This is a genomic window from Pedobacter sp. 10L46_2 (assembly GCF_056395165.1).
In genome coordinates this window covers 1-20,758 of sequence record NZ_JBFTIZ010000128.1, presented here as the reverse complement: position 1 = coordinate 20,758, position 20,758 = coordinate 1, and the positions used below count along the sequence as shown (strand labels likewise).

Genomic DNA, 20,758 nt, shown 5'->3' with positions numbered 1-20,758 from the left:
AAATAACTGCATCTGATCTTCAAATGTCCGTATCAGATTTGTTCTGTCATTTATAACATTTAGCTTACTGCCATCACTCTGATCAATTTGTTCTGCCGCAATGTCTCTAAAACCAGTAATGTATGGGATGTGCGACAATGCAAAACCCCAGTTAATTCTGCTTTGCTGGTTAATATAACCTACAAGGCCACCAAAATCATAGATTTCGCCGTTTACAGACAAGTTGGCTATGATCTGATTTTTACCTAAAATATCGCTGAACATCCCTACAATACCACCCTGAACTCCAGTTCCAAATCTACTGGTTGAAACCCCAACGCCGCTATTGGCCAGATAATCAAGTTTGAACTTTGGTTTGTATGGAACCAGTTTCATGGAATCAGTAAGGGTTTTTTCAAACTTTTCAAAGTTTCCAAGATTAGAATTTACAATGTCAACCCCGGTGTTTTCCATTGGAGGTAATATCGCAGCGTCGAAATTCACTTCATTTACATCAACCGGTCTTGATTTGAAATTGCTGACAGGAGAGTTGTACAAAGTATATCTTTGGTAGCGATAGTAGCTATAAATAATGTCGTCGTTTCTCGAAACTGAAATAGCTGGCGAGAATTCGGTAACACCACTAATACCGGTAAAGTAGTCGGTAAGTTGTTTTGCGGTATTATCGCCAAGATTATATTCATATAAATTCCTGAAACCATCTCTGTTAGATAAGAAGAATAACCTTTTGCTATCGCCAGAGAACTGCGCATTTAAGTTGTTTGCACCAGGGAATACAGGTACATCTGTTAACGACTTACTTTCAATATCATATATTGAAAGGTTGATCGGGTGTACAGCATTGCTGCTGTTTTTCATCATTGAAGCTCTATCTGAGGAAAAAACCAGTTTTTTTCCATCAGGAGAATAACTAGGTGCATAATCAGAATAAGCATCATTGGTAATCGGCGTTACCGTTTTCGTTTTGATATTGTAAGTGAAAATATCGCTCTGTCCCTCAACCATTCCAGAGAATGCAATATCATCTCCATTTGGTGCCCAGGTAAGGTTTCCAAACTGCTCAACATTACCCATATCCGTTCTTAAAGCAACGCTTCCATTGTCAACATTGATCACCATCAATTGGTTTTTACCTTTACTAAAAATACTAAAGGCAAACTGCTTACTATCCGGCGACCAAGCACCTGCAGATTCCAGAAAGTTAAAATCATCAATATGCGAATTGGCTACCTGACTACTTAGCTTTCGCATTATCTTTCCCGTCTTGGCATCCGCTAAAAAGAGATCTATGCCAAATAAGTCTTTTTCTGAAAGGAAGCAGAGGTATTTTCCGTCAGGACTGATTGCAGGAGCCACGTTCATATTTCCCGCATTCTTGTTGTCGATAATTTTTGTACCGCTGATCTTGATCTGAGAACTATCAGACTTTAACATTGGACGGTAATGCGATTCTATCGCATTTTTCCACAGTCCTGATAACGTATTGTCATCATATCCGAAGGTATATTTTAATCCATTCTCATATCCAAATCTTGCTGTGGCTTTAAACAAAGGAACAATAGTCGTATCGCCATAAACAGAACCTACAAAAGTCCAGAATGCTTGTCCGTAACGATACGGAAAGTACTTATTAGAATTGGTAAGGTCTTTTAATGAAGGAATATCTCTGTTTAATAACGCATCCCTCATCCACATTGAGGTAAAAGCATCGGTTTTACCAACAGAAAGATATTCTGCCATACCCTCAATCATCCATAAAGGAATCTGGCTAATGTTTTCCAGACCAATAGAATCTTTCTCAAGCAGGATATGGTATTGAAAAGCGTGAACCAACTCGTGACCTAAAACGTGTCTGGTTTGGTTATTCAGCTCCATTACAGGCATAATTACCCTGTTCTTAAGCGCCTCAGTAACACCGCCTGTACCCACCCCAATTTCACCCTGTAAAGCAGTAGTCTGCTGGAAATCAGGGTGGTTATTGTAAAGGATTATCGGATTCTTTTTAAGGAATGTATCTCTGAAGATCTCCTGATGCATTTTATACCATGTTTCCGCATCCTGTGCGAATTTCTGGATCATCTTTTCATTTTTAAGATAATAATAAAGCTCAAAATGTGGAGTTTGCAGCACCTTAAACTTCTCATTTTTATACCGCACCTTGTTCTGTCCAAAGTATTGAGCCTGAACGGAAACAGCCGATATCATTAGGAAGACCAGCAGTGGAATTAGCCTTCTCAAAAATGTAGAGTTCATGATCATAGTATGACTATTATTGGTTATAATTTATAAATATTAAAAACTACTGTTGTTCGTTTTTCTTTCTCTCTTTTTCTTTTTCCTTTTCTTCCTGCCGCTGCTTTCTCTTTAACTGACGCTCTTCTTTTTTAGTTAGGGGAGCTTCTGTGGCTGGTTGTGGTTTAGCAGGTTCAGGTGTTTTATTTTCTTCGGGCTTAGGAACTACAACATCCTGTTGAACAGGTTGTGTTTCTTCAGTTGCAGGAACATCAAAATTTGTAGAATCTACAGCCATACTGTCGGTACTTGTTGTGTCAACAGTATATCTAGGTGTAGGGCAATCAATATCCCTGGTAATTTTAACTTTCGATTTAGGGAAAGGTCCCATTGTATATCCGGTACTTTGATCCTTATAAACCTTTTCCATAAATTTTGCGAAAATAGGCAGGGCAGTTCTTGAACCTTCACCGGTTTCCCCGTTTTTAAAGTGGGCCGTACGCTCGTCGCAGCCAACCCAAACACCCGTGACCAGATCCTTAGTAACCCCCATATACCAGGCATCAACATAATCAGATGATGTTCCTGTTTTGCCACCAATCTGGTTATTGTTTTTCCATAAATCCCATTCCCAAAGCGCCTGCGAAGTTCCACCAGGTTCTTCCATACCACCTCTAAGCATATACAACATTAACCAGGCTATTTCTTCGGTAAGTGTTCTTTTTGTTTTCGGCTTAAATTCTTCAATCACATTGTCATCCAGGTCAGTAACCTTTTCAACAAGGATCGGCTCTGTTTTGATACCACCATTTAAAAAGGTCCCATAGGCTTTAACCATTTCATAAACAGTTACATCATTTGGCCCAAGGCTCACAGAAGGTACAGATGCCAGGTGACTGTCAATACCACATTCATGTGCCCATTTTACCACGTTTTCCGCTCCTACTTTTTCAGTAACCTGAGCAGTAATGGTGTTTACTGATTTAGCCATGGCCCAGCGCAGCGACATTTCGCGATAGCTATTGCTCCAATCTGCATTTCTTGGCTCCCAATATTCTGTCTTTCCATTTTCCTGGTAAGAGATACGGACAGGTTTGTCTGTAAACTTATCACACGGACTCATTCCTGATTCCAAAGCTGCTAAATAAGCAAATGGTTTAAAGGTAGAACCCGCTTGTCTTTTAGATTGATTTACATGGTCATATTTAAAGAACTTATGATCAATACCACCAACCCAAACTTTAATCTTCCCATTAAATGGATCCATGGTCATCATTCCGGTATTCATTATTTTACCATAATACCTGATGGAATCCATGGTCGAAAAGAGTGTATCTCTATCGCCTTTCCAAGTAAAGATTTTCATTTTCTTTTTCTTGTTGAAATAAGCTTCTACAGAATCAGGAGAATTGCTGAATTTCTTTTGAAGAAGCGCATAAATGGGTAAGTTTTTCTTCGCACGTTCAGGATAATCTACTTTTTTCTTTTCCGAATCTTCCCATGGATCTTCCGTGCCCCAAACGTTATAAAATCTTTTCTGAATAACTTTCATCTGCTCTGAAACAGCTTCCTCTGCATATTTTTGCAGTTTAGAATCTATTGTGGTATAAATTTTCAGACCATCCTCATAAAGGTCATAACCATTATCTTCACACCATTTTTCCAGATACTTATCCACTGCAGCCCTTAGGTAAGAATCGCCGTCACTGCCTTCATCAATACGTCCTTCTTTAAGCTTTATTGGTTTGTTTTTGAAACTATCCAGCTGGGCAGCATTGATGTAATTGTATTTATTCATTTGAGCCAAAGCCACGTTGCGTCTTTCTAATGCTCTATCAGGGTTTTTTATAGGGTTGTATAAGCTGGTACCTTTTAACATACCTACCAATAAGGCCGATTCCGGTATATCCAGTTCGTTTGTCTGCTTATCGAAGTATATTCTTGCAGCTGTTTTTATTCCATAAGCATTGTTCCCAAAAGAAACAGTATTCAGGTACATGGTTATGATGTCGTTTTTGGAATAATTAGATTCCAGTTTAACAGCCGTAAGCCACTCTTTAAGTTTGGGTATAAGCGTCCGCAATAGCGGGATATGACTTAAAAGTCCTTGCGATTTATTGTAACGTGTGCGATAAAGATTTTTTGCCAACTGCTGAGTAATTGTACTGGCACCTCTTTTATCGCCGGTAGCGGTAGATATCCCGCTTGATAATAAGGATCTAAAATCGATGCCCATGTGGCTGTAAAAGCGTACGTCTTCAGTTGCTACAAGTGCATTAATTACACTTGGTGCTATTTCATTAAAATTTACCGGAGTACGGTTTTCTTTGTAATAGCGGCCAATTAATTTGCCGTCGGCTGTGTATAATTCTGAGCCTACACGAAGGGTAGGGGCTTTTATATCTTTAGAGGAAGGAGAATAACCAAATAACCATAAAAAGTTAAGTTGCAACGCACAAAAGAAGATAATGATACAAAAAAGAACTATGCTCGAATAACGGATGTACTTATTGCGAATTTCTTTAAACATGTGATAAAGATGAAAAAAAACGTAAAACTGTTAGTGTTAAATAGTGTTAAAACTTGCAATGCAAATAAACACAATTAATTAATAAACTGGTTGATTTGATATTTCAAGTTGCTTTATTCTATTTAGCGTATAATTGAGAGTGCAAAAAGATTTATAAAACAATTGTTAATCAGGAAAATAAGAACACAAAAACCAGTTTTTAGCATCTGGAATTACTATGAATTTAGGCTTTATGCATCAAAAAACATAAACAAAGATAATAAATTGGGAGCCCAATTATTCATGAAATCATGATGATGATCACATCTGTGTTGTTATTTAATTTTCACCAGATAAAAATGTTCCAGAACCGAGGGGCGGCTTTTTGCCAGTATAAACTTTGCTTTCAGTTTGGTGATGTGGTAATAATCAAATTGCTTCAGTATTTCTAAATTGTATTTGCTTTTGAGATAGGGCAGCTCAGATTCGTGGGTATAGATCACCGTCTCTTTTTGATCCTTTGTCTCTTCAAGATCAGCATCGTCGTATAGATATTTAACTTCTTTATTTGCATAGAAATCAAAAGAGAAAGCATGGTCATATCTGAAAACAGCCGGGATGGCTTTTATGTCGTTTGCCTGCAGCCATTTACCCGCTTCCATGCCCGACTGGTATTTTAAAATAGAAGGATAAAAGAACAGGTAAAGAAAGCTCATTATCCCAATTGATAAAACTGCACCTCTGCTTACAATGGTTTTAATGGATGCCCCTTTAAACAGTAAAAAAGCACTAACTGAGGTGATTAGTAAAATTGCAAGTGCCGCCCCATAAAACTGAAATTTGAAACAAACTGCAATTGTGCCAAGCAGTAAAACTACAATTAGGAAGATCACATTTTGTATAATAAGGAATGTTTTGATCCTCTTTTCACTGATCCTCACTAAATATAAGGCAGTAATAATTGAAAACTGAGGGAATATGACCAGTATATAATGTGGAAGCTGAAATTTAGAAAATGAAAACAACAAAAAGGTAATAAATGCCGAACTCCAGATGATAATCGTTTCGGGTGGAAGAACACTTCTTGAATGTTTTTTAAATAAGTCGACTATACCCACGTAAAACAGTACAGACCAAGGTAAAAACGCCCATAAAGTAGTGTGCAGGAAAAAGGATAGATCACCTTTTCCTTTAATTGGGCCGGTATTAAAGAAACGTCCAAACTGACTATCCCAGAAAAAGAACCTAAGCCCTGATACCCCTTGCTGTCCAAATACTGTTTTTTCAGGATGCAGGTCAAATTGCACATACAGGGAATATAGTTCGGGAGTTATAAAAATTAAAATAAGTGTAATGGCGATCCACCATTTCGGTTTTAACAATTCCTTTAATTGTCTGGTTATAGCCCAGTAAATAATAAAACCACAAAATATCGGAACCAGGACAAATATCCCTTTAACCATTACTGCGCAGGCTGCAAAAAAAGACCCTGCAACAATATGTAAAAAAGATTTTTGACGTGCCCTGTCGTAATGGTAAATGGCCGCTGTAACAAAAGCCGCAAGATAAGCTTCTGCTCTTACATCAGAATTGGAGATCAATACGTGCAAACTTGTCAGAAATATAATAGCACTGATCAGGGCAGTTTTCCTGTTAAAATAATCTGCAGTAAAACGATATAGATAAAACGTTCCCATCAGACTGATTAAAAAGGAAGGGAGTTTGTAAGCAAAAGCAGATATCCCAAAAAGCTTAAAACTTGCAGCAGCGAGCCAGAAAGGAAGATGCGGCTTATCCAGCCAGTCTTTGCCATGTACATAAAGGTTAAGCCAGTCGTTTCTTAGGATCATATTTTTAGAAATGCTGGCATATAAGGCTCCATCCGGTTCCATCACTTCATTAGATAAGGAAAAAAAGCTAATAGCAATCAGCACCGAGATCAGCACTTTATAACACCTGTCTTCAGACAATTTTAAGGATATCATACTTAGCTAAAGTATCCTTAAGCTATAAGCTGATGATTAACTTATTAATACCTAATAGTTAACGATTAACGGCCAGCTTGTTCTATGATTATGATTTTATTTCCGTTTTATGGTGGTAAAAAACTTTATTTTACGATTCTTTTCAATTGTATAATGGATACCTCCATCCGCGCTGTAAGAAGCACCAGCATTTTGTTCAGTAGCTTCATCATGATACATGAACCCATAAGCTCCTTTTTTTGAAGCAGATTTTAACACCAAAACATAGCGGCTGCCTGCCACAACAGGAATATCTGGACGAACGATAACATTTGAGGGCGACCAGCTCACCGAATCTTTAGGGATGTTAATGGTTTTTAGCGGTTTCCCAACAGGAAGTAAGGAGGCATCTGCCTGATACATCATTATAATCAGATCTGCATCAGGATCATTGTTCTGGAATGTAGTAATCGAAACGGTATTCAGAATTCCTGTACGGCTTGCCCTAAAGCCCTGTCCACGTTGAATCTCATTACTAATGTCGCAAAAGCCTTTGAAGTTTTTAATCCCCGTATCATTATCCACGTCCTTAATCACCTGCTGTTTTCCCTTGCTGCCTGTTGCAAGCGAAAGCGTAACCTCATTCTTACAGACCATCGGAAGTATAGATCCATCCTCGGCAAAGTTTAAAGGTGCCCAGTAAAAATTAGCAAGAGATTCATTTTTTGCAGCATTATTCCATAGGTCACTTCCGTAGAGGTAGATCATGCCCGAAGTTAATTTTATCGGCGAAACAAATGATGGTTGGCCTCCGCAAGAATTATTACTGATCTGAATTCCTTCAGACCATGGGCCTAACGGTGTTTTGGCCGTTCGGTAAGAAGTACCGGTTCCAGCGCAATAGCCACAGTTAGGGTCTGAATAAGTAAGGTAATAAATCCCCTTTCTTTCAAATAAAGAAGGAGCTTCTGTTTGCCCCGGTGTAATCGCTTTGGTAACTGTTCCACTGCCACTTAGGTAATCATCATTCAATTTTTCAATCACTATTGTCCCTTTTGATCTCCAATCGGTATAGGCGAGGTAGCCGGTCCCGTCTTTATCTACAAAAGTATCATGATCACCATTGTTCAATCCAGCGGCAGGAGCATCTGCGTTCACCGCCAATTTTGGTTCTGCAACTTCAGTAAACGGACCTGCTGGGTTTTTACTGGTAAATACCCGAAATCCTGAAACATTGTCGTAAACATTAATCCATAGTACATATAAAGAAGTCTTTTTGTTAAAAATTACATGCGGGCGAAAACAGCCATAAGTGCTTCCATTACACCTCGACTGCCACAGTGGAGTCTTTGCATCAAATAAAAAACCTTTGTCTGTCCAATGCACCATGTCTGTCGAAGTATAGGTTTTAAATCCACAAAAAGGTGCTTCTTTTTTACCCCACTGAAAACCGCACCCATAACTTGTGCCATACAGGTAATAAACACCTTCAAAAAATGCAATCTCTCCATCATGAGCATCAATGGCTTCTCCAACCGTACTAAACCTTGTAACCTGTTCAGAAGCATCATTGAAATTCCGAAAAGTAGCCTTTGTTTGCCCTTGAGCACTTACTGATAACAAGGCGATTGTAAACAGGATTAGCACAGCTAAATTGGATTTTTTGAAGAAGTACTGCATATTACACATGAAACACGATTGTTTAACTATTATCTATAGGAATAAACCAAATTTAAAGATTAAACACTTAAGCAAACTGTCCAATTTGATTAAAGAAATGTACTTTTTGATAAAAATCATCCAGAGGCTGCAGTGCTTTTTCTGAGTTTTATTCTATATTTAGCTAAACATGTAGCTTATGAAAGATGAAATAGAACAGTATTTGGCAGCACCCGGAAAAAAAGTATCCCTTAAAAACTATGATACCCGCTACAGGGGGAATCTGGAGAAAGAAGAAGGAAAGGAAAGGCTGGAAGAGATTAAACTTAAGTTAAATGCTGCTCAGGAAACACTATATGCAGAAAATACGCGCTCTGTATTAATTATTTTTCAGGCGATGGATGCTGCCGGGAAAGATAGCGCCATACAGCATGTAATGTCTGGCTTAAACCCACAGGGTTGCCAGGTCTACAGTTTTAAGGCTCCAAATTCCGAAGAGTACGACCACGATTTTCTATGGCGTCATTGTAAAGCCCTGCCGGAAAAGGGGAGAATAGGAATTCATAACCGTTCCCACTATGAAAACGTCCTCGTTTGCAAAGTACATCCCGAATATGTACTTAATGAAAACATTCCCGGATATCAGGATGTAAAAAAGATAGACAATGCTTTCTGGAAAAAGCGTTATGACAGCATCAGGAATTTTGAACAACACCTAAATGAAAACGGAACAGTTATCATAAAAATCTTTCTGTATGTTTCTAAAGAAGAGCAAAAGCAACGGTTTTTAGATAGAATAAATGATCCGGCAAAGAATTGGAAGTTTGCTTCGGGTGATATCGCAGAACGCAAATTGTGGAAACAATACATGACTGCTTATGAGGAGGCAATAACAGCCACCTCAACAGAAAATGCCCCATGGTATATTATTCCGGCCGATCAGAAATGGTATGCACGATTGGCAATCAGCCATATACTGGCCGAAACATTCAAAAAGCTAAACCTTAAATTCCCGGTTCTGGCAAAAGAAGAAGCAAAGAAACTGGATGATATAAAAGCACAATTATTAGATGAAGAATAGTTAATTATACTTCATCCTGAATTTTTTAAGGTCAGGTACACTTTTACGTTTCCTTTCCAGCTCATGCGCATAAATTGTCCGGCCAAGGTTTTTCATAAAGGGAAAGCATACCGTATCGTATTCGTATTTGTTGTCATTAAAAATGCCGTCCTCATTTGATTGAACAACGGCCGTAAGAAAGAATTCAATATTATTTTTGAAATCTACGAAATACGAATTGTCGATAATGAAACCGTAGGAGTCGCCATATTTATTAAATATCCTGATGTTCGAATCAATTTGAGCATCCTTATCCCTGCCATAGTACAGCATTTTGGCGTATGTTGGCCAAAATTCTTTAGGGTCATAAGCAGGGTAATCACTTTCAGTCGGCAATTTGCTCATATAAGTATAGATCAGTTTGTAATCGGCAGGCGTTAAATTAAACCGCTCCTTAATAGGGAAAGCCTCCGGATATATCAGTTTCCTCATCATCGCCTGCTGATCAGAAATGCTAAAAGCATTCTTATTTTCGAGGTTAAAAGGCTTATTTACCAGTTTATCTGTGCTGTCGAGATAACCCGTACCCATAACTGTATTTGTTAATGAAAGCACATATTCTTTAGGATCGTACTGTTCGGCCTGGCTGTACACCAGTTTATCTCCGTTATAGAATTTAATAGGATTGGTGTGTTTTGCCGTTTCACCCGCATCACCTATAGCCAACCGGTTTAAGATACGGCTGTTGTTAAAACCGTATTTCTTCAATTTGCTGTTAATTTCAGCGCGACCAATAAACTCGAACAATCGGTTAAATGCATCATTATCGCTGGTAAGTAATATCTTTTTGATGTAATGCTCAATAGAAGGCAGTCCATTTTTAGCAGTGCTATCACCCAGGACTTTAGTTTGAGCAGTATATGAACTGTCGGTAATCATGGTGCTTTTGGCGGTAAACCCGGCTATTTTAAGTTCATTTACTTTTTCAAGTGCAAAAATTACGGCTGCCAGTTTAACTGTACTTGCGGGGTAAAAGTACCTGTGGTCGTCCAGGTTATAACTATAGGTTTTAAAAACTGGCGTTAATTTTTGTGCAAATTGACTATAAAATAATGGCAAAATCAATCCCTGTTTTTAGGGATTTTATTACCTCTAATACATTATTACTACGTATATTTAACTGATAATTACAATCTTTATTATTGCTTTCAAAATATGAGTCAAAACGTCCTTATCCAAAGTAAGATTGATGATGCTATAGCTAAAATTTCTGCAATAGCAGAGGAACTGCCTGGCGTTGTTATTTTGCACGACCTTAGGGACTGGTCAGTTGCCTGGATGTCTGAAAGAGGGCTGCAGCAACTTGGCGTTTCTCTGGAGGATATCACCAAAATAACTGCCGAAGAATATTATACCAGGTATTTCAATGGAGATGACGCTAAAGATTATGTTCCTAAAATACTTGGCTTAATAGAGCAAAATAACGATGAGGACCTGTGTACTTTTTTTCAGCAGGTTCGTTTCTCAAATTCAAGCGACTGGAACTGGCATATGTCTAGCGTAAAGGTTTATATCAGGGACGAGGAAAACAAGCCATTGCTTGTCATAACAATCGCTTTACCGATTGATTCGATGCACCACATGACCGTTAAGGCATCTCGGCTGCTCGAAGAGAACAACTTTCTGCGCAACAATTACCACCATTTCACTAAATTAAGTTCCCGGGAACGTGAAATCCTGGGTTTAATGGCATTAGGTAAATCCTCTTCAGAAACAGCAGAAAAGCTTTTTATTTCAACAAGCACCGTCGAAACACATAGAAAAAACATCAAGCAAAAACTCAACACGCACTGTTATTACGAGATCTGCCAATATGCAAGAGCATTCGATTTAATATAGAAAGCTAATCAGGCTTGCTTCAAGGTAATTATTTAAGTACATTTGCAACGCTTTTGGTTCCCGATGTGCTTATTCGGGATTAAAAGGGAATACGGTGTAAATCCGTAACTGTCCCGCAGCTGTAAGCTTCATAACGGTGTTCAAATCAAGGCCACTTTTTCTGATCCTTTAAAAGGGATTAAGGATTGGGAAGGCAGAATAATCGGAAGTAAGTCAGAAGACCTGCCATAAGTGGTAATATTTCATAGCTTTCGGGGATTGAAGCTTGGAGTGAGTGCTTGTTTATTGTATTTCATTTCCTTGATCTAACTGTTTGCTGTGGGTAATAAGCTCACAACAAAATGAAAAGAAGTAAAAACGCTTTTACAGGCGTAAAGTCTATTTTTTTTACTTTTCTGGCTATTATATGGCTGGGCATGTTTATGGCTGTTCAGTCGTTTGCCCAAACCGATTCCATAAAACGCAACACTACAGATTCTGTAAATAAGGTTAATCACCTTAAAGAAGTACAGATCAGGAAAATAAAGATCACCAAGAGACAAACTTCTTCAACACCCTTACAAATATTATCAGGGGCAGAGCTCGAAAAACTAAACAGCCTTTCAGTAGCTGATGCTGTTCGTTTCTTTTCTGGTGTGCAGCTTAAAGATTATGGTGGCATTGGTGGTTTAAAAACCATTAATGTGCGCAGCATGGGCACTAACCACACCGCAGTTTTTTATGATGGCGTGCAATTGGGCAATGCACAAAATGGCCAGGTAGACCTTGGTAAATTCTCATTGGATAATATCGAAGAGATAGAACTTTATAACGGACAAAAAAGCTCCATTTTTCAATCTGCAAAGGGATTTGCCTCAGCCAGCTCACTATATCTTACGTCAAAACAACCGGATTTTCCAGCCGGTAGAACCCAAAAAATTCGTGCATCAGTAAAAGGAGGGTCATTCGGGCTTATAAATCCATCTTTATTGTGGCAAAGTAAAATAAGTAAGAATGTTTACAGCACCTTAAGTGCGGAATATAAAAATGCCAATGGCAAATATAAATTCCGATCTACCAATGGAGTATACGATACTACAGCAGTAAGAAAAGACGGTTACATTGAAACGATGAGGTTGGAACTGGGATTAAACGGAGTATTGCCCGACAGTAGTAAGTGGAAGGTAAAACTATATGGTTATAAAGACAACCAGGGCTTGCCGGGTGCGGTTGTCAACAACGTGTTTGCATTTTCACAACGGATGTGGAATAAGAACTTTTTCGCTCAATCTTCATATGAAAAGAATGTAGGTAAGTACAGTTTGCTGGCAACAGCCAAATATGCAAATGACAATCAACGTTACTTAAATCCGGATATCGTAACAGTTGATGGATTACAGGAAAACAATTTTCATCTACAGGAAATATACGTGTCTCTGGCCAATAAGTTTAAAATTACCAATTACTGGGATGTTGTATTGTCTACAGATTACCAGCGGAATGATTTAAATGCAGACCTCTACCGCTTTTCATATCCCGTAAGAAACACCATCTTAACGGCTTTGGCTACCCAATTTCGCTTTGCTAAATTTGACATTCAGGCCAACTTATTAAGCACCCTTAAGTACGATAAGACTCAAAGCGGACCGGCAGATGAAAATAGAAACGAACTAACACCAACGGTTATGCTCTCATGGCAGCCTTTTAATCAGAAAGAGTTTAGACTGCGTTCGTTCTATAAAAGCATTTTCCGTATGCCAACCTTTAACGACCTCTACTACACCAATTACGGATTTACCGTTTTAAAACCCGAGTATACAAAACAATACGATTTAGGGTTTACTTATATAAAAGGGTACGAGGGTAGGATATTGAGCCAGTTTTCTATACAGGCGGATGCCTATTATAACAAAGTTAAAAACAAAATAGTTGCCGTTCCGGGAAACAGTCAGGCAAGATGGAGTATGCAGAACCTCGGGCTTGTAGAAATCAAGGGGATAGATGTGAACATACAATCTGCATGGCAGCTTACCGATTACATTAACTTTACAACAGGTCTTACCTATACCTATCAAAAGGCAATAGATGCAGATAAAGCCTCAGCAAGCTATAAGGATTTAATTCCTTACACGCCAATTCACAGCGGATCATTTTTAGCAAGTGCAGCGTATAGAAATTTCTCAATGAATTACAGCTTCATTTATACCGGAGAACGTTATAATCAAAGTACAAATAACGTATACAACTATGTACAACCATGGTATACTCATGATTTAGCCTTGCATTGTAACACAAAAATAAATAGCCGGGAAATTCGCCTTACCGCAGAAATCAATAACCTGTTAAATCAGGATTATGAAGTGATTACGAACTTCCCTATGCCCGGTCGCTATTATCGTTTTGGATTAACCTATAACTATTAGCACTTATGAAAAAGAATAAATTACTTAATGCCATTAGTTTAGTACTTCTAATTACTACAGTTGGACTTACGGTATCTTGTCGTAAAGACCTTAAGCCGGTACCTGAGCAACAAGAGAGCCTTTTACCTCCTGATCCATCCGCTCAGGTTAAAGGATTTTATATCGTGAACGAGGGCAATATGAATATGAACAAGGCATCTTTAGATTACCTTGATTATACTACCGGAATTTACAGAAGAAACATTTATAATGAGGTAAACCCCGAAATAGTAAAGGGATTAGGTGACGTTGGTAATGATATAGGGGTTTATGGCTCCAAGCTATATGTAGTAGTTAACGTATCCAATAAAATTGAGGTTTTGGATGTTAAAACCGGTAAACGAATCAAACAAATTAACATCACCAATTGTCGGTATATCACATTTAACCAAGGCAAAGCTTATGTGAGCGCGTATCTTGGTACAGTAGGAGATCCTAATGCACCATTAGGAATTGTAGCCCAAATAGATACTGGCTCCTTAACAGAAATAAAAAGGGTAAATGTTGGCCGGCAGCCCGAAGAAATGGCTATTGTAGGTCAAAAGCTTTATGTAGCAAATTCAGGCGGATATAGTCCTCAGAAATACGAAAGAACCGTTTCTGTTATAAACCTGAATACATTTTCTGTCACCAAACAAATAGATGTAGCCATCAATTTACACCGATTAAAGTCTGATAAATATGGTGATCTTTATGTAACCTCAAGAGGGAATTATTTTGACATCCCCTCAAAAATGTTTGTAATAGACACCAAAACAGATCAGGTAAAAAAGACTTTTAACATCGCGGTAAACAACCTGGCTATTGATGGAGATGTCGCTTATTACTATGGTTCAGAATGGAACTATAATGAAGCGAAATACACCATAACCTACGGTATGCTCAACGTAAAAGACGAAGTAATACTCAATCAGAAGTTCATTACAGACGGAACAGAGAAATCAATTACCATTCCTTATGGAATAGCTGTGCATCCCATTACCAGGGAAGTTCTGGTTACGGATGCCAAAAATTATGTTTCACCAGGCACACTTTACTGTTTTGATCCCAGCGGGAAAAAGAAATGGTCGGTCACTACCGGAGATATTCCCGCTCACTTTGCATTTGTATATAAATAACCATATCTAAATTAAAAATGAAGTTCAATCAAAACGCAATTCTTGGTCTTTCAGCAGTTTTACTTTTCCAGCTGTGTTTAAGCTCCTGTTCAAAGGACGACAAAACTATTGATGAAGATACTTACGTACCGCGTCCAATAACTAGTACGAGCAGTAAGTTTATCACCAAGATCTATGAATATCAGCCGGCTCCTGGTCAATTTATAAATGAGTCTCTGGGCAGTCCTGAGGGCGCGCAGAAAATTATAGGTGATGTTAGAAATACCATTTTGGTATCGTTGGGCGCCTATGGAGGTTTCATTACGTTTGGGTTTGATCATTCTATAATTAATAAAGATGGAAATGACCTGGCTATTTATGGAAATCCTTTAGGCCCAATACAACAATGGTCTGAGCCAGGCATTGTTCAGGTTAGTCAGGATAAAAATGGAAACGGTTTACCCGACGATGAATGGTATGAACTTGCAGGAAGTGAGCATACGGCCGCCACAACAATTAAAAACTATGAAATCACTTATTATAACCCCAAAGCAACAGCAAATGTAACCTGGAAAGACAATCAAGGTAAAGCAGGAAGCGTTGAGGTAAATAGATTTCATAACCATAACTATTATCCGCTTTTCGCTGCAAACCAGGATAGCATCAAATTTAAAGGAACTCTGCTGAAATCAACATGGGGTAAAATAGAGAGCATTTTCGTAAACCTCGCATTTGAATGGGGATATACAGATAGCTATTCAACCGGCGATGATTACGATAACAAACGTTACAACTCATTCGATCTATCCTGGGCCGTGGATAAAAACGGCAACAAAGTAAATCTTACTGCTGTTGATTTTGTAAAGGTATATACTGGTCAAAATGAAAAAGGAAACACTTTACTTGGCGAAATATCTACAGAAGTAGGGGGTGCCGCTGATTTAAATATAAAATAAGTAATTATCTATAAGATGAACTATAACAAACTCATACTTTGCTTTTTAGGCGGGTTTATTACACTAACCATCGCCTGTAAAAAAGATAAAGTTAACGGTGGCGATGAACCCGAAGCTTTAATGCCAAAAGAAACCATTGGCGTTTATATGTTGTGCGAAGGCACCATGAATAACAATAATGGCGCTATTTCATACTACAATGTCAAAACAGGCGCATCAGAAAAGGATTACTTTAAAAAAGTAAACGGATATGCATTGGGCGAAACCGCGAATGATTTACAGCGCTACGGCAGTAAAATGTACTGTGTAGTTTCAGGAATACAAGGAGGTAAAAACTCTTATCTGGAAGTTATAGACGTTGCTACAGGAAAATCATTAAAGAGAATTCCTTTCTTTGATGCTGACGGCGAATATATGCCACGTTATGTAGCTTTTAACAAAAACAAAGCTTATGTATCTGGTTATGATGGAAAAATCACCCGTGTAGACACAGCAACTTTAGCTATTGACTCAAGAGTTGCAGTGGGTGGGGCACTTGAAGGGCTGGCCGTAGTAAATAACAACATCTATGTTACCAATTCCGATCATCCGATTCATCCCAACGGCAAAAAGGATGTAGTTTCTGTTGTGGATCTAACCACATTTACAAAAACACAGGATATCGAAGTTATCCATAATCCGGTTAGGATCGCAGCAGCAGGAAATGGAGATTTATTGGTAATTTCATGGGGTAATTACGACGACATCAATCCAGGTTTAACACGAATTAGCAGTACAACAAACAAGGTTACAGGTAACTACGAATACAGCGCAGGAGCATTGGCAATAGGAGGTAATACTGCTTATTTAAGTCTGGATTGGGGTGCATCTATAAAACCAAAACACTAATCATGAATAAACCAGTACTAAATTATAGAAAACCAGGATTGCTCGCAATCCTTGGTTGTGTTTTAGGATTAGCATCCTGTAAAAAAGACAGGCTTCCTGCATTAGATCCGCAACCCGTTTCTACAGCCGGTGTGTATGTATTGTGCGAAGGATTTTTTGGCGGGACAAACAATAGTACCATCACTTATTACGACATTGCTAAAAACGAAGTCACACAAGATTATTTCAAACTGAAAAATGCAATTCCTTTGGGAACTAATGCCGCCGATTTAAAACAATATGGCAGCAAAATGTATTGCGCTGTAACAGGAGCAAAAGACACCAAGCAGGATTCCTATATTGAAGTCATTAACATAGTAACAGGAAAATCTATTAAAAGAATCCCCTTCTTTGATGACAGTAAAGATTTTATGCCTCGCTTCATAGCTTTCTATAAAAACAAAGCATATGTGTCTGGTTACGATGGTTACATTAGTAAAATTGATACGGCAAGTCTGGCTGTCGAATCAAGAATTCAGGTTGGTGGTGCATTAGAAGGTTTGGCAATAGTAAACGGCAAATTATATGTAACAAACTCTGATCAGTTTGATTACCCTAGTCCCAATAGCACATCAGTTTCTGTGGTCGATCTAACAACATTTACAAAGAAATTAGACATCAATGTTGGTTTTAATTCTACAAAAATTGCAGCAACTGCAAATGGCGATCTGTTTACAGTTGTAAAAGGAAATTATGCAGATATTCCAGCTCAACTGGTTAAATTGAGTAGCGTAACGGATAAAAAAGTTAGCTCTAATGAAGTTAGTCTCGAGTATTTGAACATTACAGGAACAAAAGGTTTTGTAATTGGTGATTACCTAGATCCATATCTTAAAACATTCGATATATCAACTGGCACACTTAATGGAAATTTTGTTACAGATCAGACTGCAATTAAAACCCCTTATGGCATCACTGTAAATACGCTAAACAATGATGTTTACATTGGAGATGCTGCAGGTTATGCAGTTACGGGCAAGTTCTTCTGTTTCGGTGCCGATGGTAAAAAGAAATTTGACTTTGCTACAGGTACTTTACCTCAAAGTGCGGTATTCAATTACAACTATAAATAACGATATTGTATTCCTTAAGTAAACCTGTTATGAACATTAAACATTACCTACTTTTCGCCTTATTGAGCATTAGTGTTCTATCTGCCTGTACAAAAGACGAGGATGCAGAGCAGGCTCCGGTGGTTAAAATGAAAATTGAAGATAGCCCTATAAACGGCAAGGTCAATGAAAAGATCGCATTTTCAGCTTTTAATGTCAACGATAAGGTTTATGATCAGGAATGGAAATTAGAAGGTGAAGTTACCAGTAATACCTCCACTTACGATTTTACCCCGCTAAAAGCAGGTATATATAACATAGAGTACACTGCTACAAATAGCAGTGGCTCTTTTAACTATAAATATGTGGTTAATGTTGGCATCCCAACAGTGCCTTCAAATCCTGGAAGCAATAATTACGTAACCAAAGTATTTGAATATTTACCAGCTCCGGGGCAATTCACCAATAAATCTCTAGGAACACTAGAGGGTGCAAAAAGCATCGAGGGTAAAGAGGGTATTGTATCTCTGGGTGCCTGGGGTGGATACATTGTACTCGGTTTCGACCATACGGTGATCAATGAAAATCAGAAAGACGACATTGTTATTTATGGCAATGCCCAGTCAAACTGGGCAGAACCCGGAGTAGTATGGGTAATGCAGGACGAGAATGGAAACGGTAAACCTGATGATACCTGGTACGAGCTAAAAGGAAGTGAGTTTGGCAAGGAAGGATACGTTCGCGATTACGAAGTAACTTATACAAAACCAACTACAGGCGGCAGCGTATCATGGAAAGACAATAAAGGAAAAACCGGTGTAGTTACCATTGCAGGGGCTACCTCACAGGCATTTCCATCATGGGTAGAAGGTAACGAATACACACTTAAAGGCACATTGCTGCCTTCCTCGGGCATTAAACCTGAAACGCCAACATATATTACCAGTGCACCATTTGAATTTGGGTATGCCGATAATAAGGTAGGTGGTGACAATATAGATATTGCCAATGCTATCGATAAAGACGGTAAAGTGGTACATCTTGCCGGCATAGATTTCATCAAAATTCAAACGGGTATCCAGGCAGATCTTGGCTGGTTAGGCGAACTGTCGACCGAAATATTAGGTGTTGCCGATTTAAACCTGGCTAAATAATTTCCCCAATTAATAATTAAATCAATTTTATAATAAGCCGCTCCAAAGAAATCAAAACAATTAAATGAACAACTTTAGTTTAAAAAAATCGCTTTTACTTGCAGTATTAGCCGGAACTCTATTTTCTTGTAAAAAAGACAACAACCAAGAAATTCAACAACCTGAGCAAGGAAAATTCGAAGACGGATTCTTTGTGATTAACGAAGGCTGGTATGGTCATGGTACAGGTTCAGTAACCTTTTTCGACGCTGTTTCAGGCACATTAAAAGACAGCGTTTTTCAGAAAGAAAACCCTGGAAAAGACTTTGAGCCTAAAAGCTCAACCATTCAGTTTGCAACCATATTCAATAAAAATTTATATGTAGTAAGTAAAATAGGTGGCCCTGTTGTAGTAGCTGATGCTAAGACACTTAAAGAAATTGGCCGTATTCCTGCATCGCCTCAAAGCGATTGGCGTGCTTTTGTAGGTCTCGACGAAAACAATGGCCTTTTAAGTAGCAGCAAAGGTATCTTTAAAGTCAACCTTAAAACTTACGCCGCTACACAACTTGCCGGAACCAGTGGCCAAACAGGAGATATGTTTAAAGCTGGAAAATACGTTTACACCCTTTCTCAATCAGAGGGAGTAGTAATTTACAATGCTGCAGATCTTACAGTAGTTAAAAAAATAAAAGATGTTACGCTGGGTTTTGCTCAAACTCCAAACAATAAAGTATGGTATACAAAAGGAAAATTCCTTTATAACTCCGATCCTTTAACCTTAGCTACCGATAGTGTAGAATTGCCTTTCACACCTGTAGGCACATGGTTTGCCTGGTTTTCATCGCCAATAATCGCATCTACCCAAGAAAACACCGTTTACCTGTTAAAATCGCCGGGATTTGGCGGGGGTAAAATGCTGTACAGATATATCGAAGGAAATAAAGCATCACTTGACCAGCCTTTTATAACCACTCCTGATAAGCAGTCATTCTACAAAAAGAACCTTGGTTATTATGCTAAAACCAACCAGATTGTAACCACAACAGTTCAAGACGGTTATGGAACCAATTATGGCGTAAACAACATTTACTTTTACGATGCCACATCGGGTAACTTAGTTAAAAAGATTCCTTACGAAGGATATTATTTCCCGGCAACGTTTGTGTTTCATTAAAATATAACGGTTTTCATAATAAATGCCTTGTTTTTTTATACCATAGAAATAATATAACTTTGTGTTATAATTTTAAAAATATGTCTGAATTTAAATTCAATCCACGTACTGCCATTCTTTTGCTAATTATTGTAGTGATCAGCCTCATTCGTGTTGCTGCACCACTTTCTGATAATTTCAAAGAAATTGCAAATTTCTCTGCAGTAGGGGCGATAGCCTTATTTGGAGGAGCATATTTTAATAACAATTATAAAGCCTTCGGATTTCCCTTGTTGCTTTTATTGTTAAGCGATATTTTCATCGCAAAAACATCTGGTTACGGCTTCTTTTATGCAGGCTGGTACTGGACCTATATCGCGTTTGTGCTAATGGTTCTGGTTGCCAAGCTCATCATTAGAAAGGTAACGGTATTAAGTTTCCTTGGTGCATCTGTATTAGCAGTTCTGGTACACTGGATTGTTGCCGATATTGGTGTGATGTATTTCCCGGGATTGTACGAGCCAACCCTGGCAGGATACATTAAATGCTTAGGCGCAGCAGTACCTTACGAAAGGTTATTCCTTTACGGAACACTTGCTTACGGTGCCGTTATGTTCGGTGCATTTGAGGTATTAAGAGCCAAGTATCCCCGTTTAAGTTTATCAGCAAATAC

At 38.4% G+C, this 20,758-nt stretch carries 15 protein-coding genes and 1 riboswitch; of the genes, 10 read left to right on the top strand and 5 right to left on the bottom strand.

From position 1 onward, the window contains the following. From AC1DDX_RS14850 to AC1DDX_RS14835, 4 genes are all read right to left on the bottom strand, one after another. Nucleotides 1–2,253 (bottom strand): TolB family protein (locus AC1DDX_RS14850; RefSeq protein WP_477622211.1); only part of this gene is annotated, 2,253 nt, incomplete at its 3' end. A gap of 46 nt (nt 2,254–2,299) precedes the next feature. After that, complete coding sequence (locus AC1DDX_RS14845; protein WP_172663292.1) at nt 2,300–4,762, bottom strand: penicillin-binding protein 1A; 2,463 nt, start codon at nt 4,760–4,762, stop codon at nt 2,300–2,302. 314 nt (nt 4,763–5,076) lie between these two features. Further along, complete coding sequence (locus AC1DDX_RS14840; protein WP_288883743.1) at nt 5,077–6,726, bottom strand: ArnT family glycosyltransferase; 1,650 nt, start codon at nt 6,724–6,726, stop codon at nt 5,077–5,079. A 96-nt stretch (nt 6,727–6,822) separates the two neighbouring features. Further along, nucleotides 6,823–8,385 carry a family 43 glycosylhydrolase gene (locus tag AC1DDX_RS14835; protein ID WP_288883744.1) on the bottom strand — a complete coding sequence of 521 codons (1,563 nt, stop codon included), beginning with the start codon at nt 8,383–8,385 and terminating at the stop codon, nt 6,823–6,825. A 178-nt stretch (nt 8,386–8,563) separates the two neighbouring features. Here AC1DDX_RS14835 and AC1DDX_RS14830 point away from each other — a divergent pair, with 178 nt between their 5' ends. After that, nucleotides 8,564–9,445 carry a polyphosphate kinase 2 family protein gene (locus AC1DDX_RS14830; RefSeq protein WP_288883745.1) on the top strand — a complete coding sequence of 294 codons (882 nt, stop codon included), beginning with the start codon at nt 8,564–8,566 and terminating at the stop codon, nt 9,443–9,445. Here AC1DDX_RS14830 and AC1DDX_RS14825 read toward each other — a convergent pair whose 3' ends face one another. Next, nucleotides 9,446–10,543, bottom strand: a complete 1,098-nt coding sequence (locus AC1DDX_RS14825; RefSeq protein WP_477622210.1) for a serine hydrolase — start codon at nt 10,541–10,543, stop codon at nt 9,446–9,448. Nucleotides 10,544–10,639: 96 nt separating this feature from the next. Here AC1DDX_RS14825 and AC1DDX_RS14820 point away from each other — a divergent pair, with 96 nt between their 5' ends. From AC1DDX_RS14820 to AC1DDX_RS14780, 9 genes are all read left to right on the top strand, one after another. Then, nucleotides 10,640–11,323 (top strand): helix-turn-helix transcriptional regulator, encoded by a 684-nt coding sequence (locus AC1DDX_RS14820; RefSeq protein WP_337714876.1) that lies wholly within the window; start codon nt 10,640–10,642, stop codon nt 11,321–11,323. Between the two features lie 37 nt (nt 11,324–11,360). After that, nucleotides 11,361–11,567: riboswitch (cobalamin riboswitch) on the top strand. Between the two features lie 97 nt (nt 11,568–11,664). Then, complete coding sequence (locus AC1DDX_RS14815; protein ID WP_337714874.1) at nt 11,665–13,725, top strand: TonB-dependent receptor; 2,061 nt, start codon at nt 11,665–11,667, stop codon at nt 13,723–13,725. Between the two features lie 5 nt (nt 13,726–13,730). Beyond that, nucleotides 13,731–14,882 (top strand): YncE family protein, encoded by a 1,152-nt coding sequence (locus tag AC1DDX_RS14810; protein WP_288883749.1) that lies wholly within the window; start codon nt 13,731–13,733, stop codon nt 14,880–14,882. Nucleotides 14,883–14,899: 17 nt separating this feature from the next. Next, nucleotides 14,900–15,817 carry a PKD domain-containing protein gene (locus AC1DDX_RS14805; protein ID WP_337714872.1) on the top strand — a complete coding sequence of 306 codons (918 nt, stop codon included), beginning with the start codon at nt 14,900–14,902 and terminating at the stop codon, nt 15,815–15,817. A gap of 15 nt (nt 15,818–15,832) precedes the next feature. Then, nucleotides 15,833–16,705, top strand: coding sequence for a YncE family protein (locus AC1DDX_RS14800; RefSeq protein ID WP_477622209.1), 873 nt, complete (start codon nt 15,833–15,835; stop codon nt 16,703–16,705). A gap of 2 nt (nt 16,706–16,707) precedes the next feature. Next, on the top strand, nt 16,708–17,817 hold the full coding sequence (locus tag AC1DDX_RS14795; protein ID WP_337714870.1) for a YncE family protein: 1,110 nt from the start codon (nt 16,708–16,710) through the stop codon (nt 17,815–17,817). A 29-nt stretch (nt 17,818–17,846) separates the two neighbouring features. Beyond that, nucleotides 17,847–18,950 (top strand): cell surface protein, encoded by a 1,104-nt coding sequence (locus AC1DDX_RS14790; protein ID WP_172663282.1) that lies wholly within the window; start codon nt 17,847–17,849, stop codon nt 18,948–18,950. Nucleotides 18,951–19,014: 64 nt separating this feature from the next. After that, nucleotides 19,015–20,106 carry a DUF5074 domain-containing protein gene (locus tag AC1DDX_RS14785; protein WP_337714868.1) on the top strand — a complete coding sequence of 364 codons (1,092 nt, stop codon included), beginning with the start codon at nt 19,015–19,017 and terminating at the stop codon, nt 20,104–20,106. Nucleotides 20,107–20,186: 80 nt separating this feature from the next. Further along, nucleotides 20,187–20,758, top strand: a 572-nt coding sequence (locus tag AC1DDX_RS14780) for a DUF6580 family putative transport protein (protein WP_477622208.1), incomplete at its 3' end; no start/stop codon positions are given.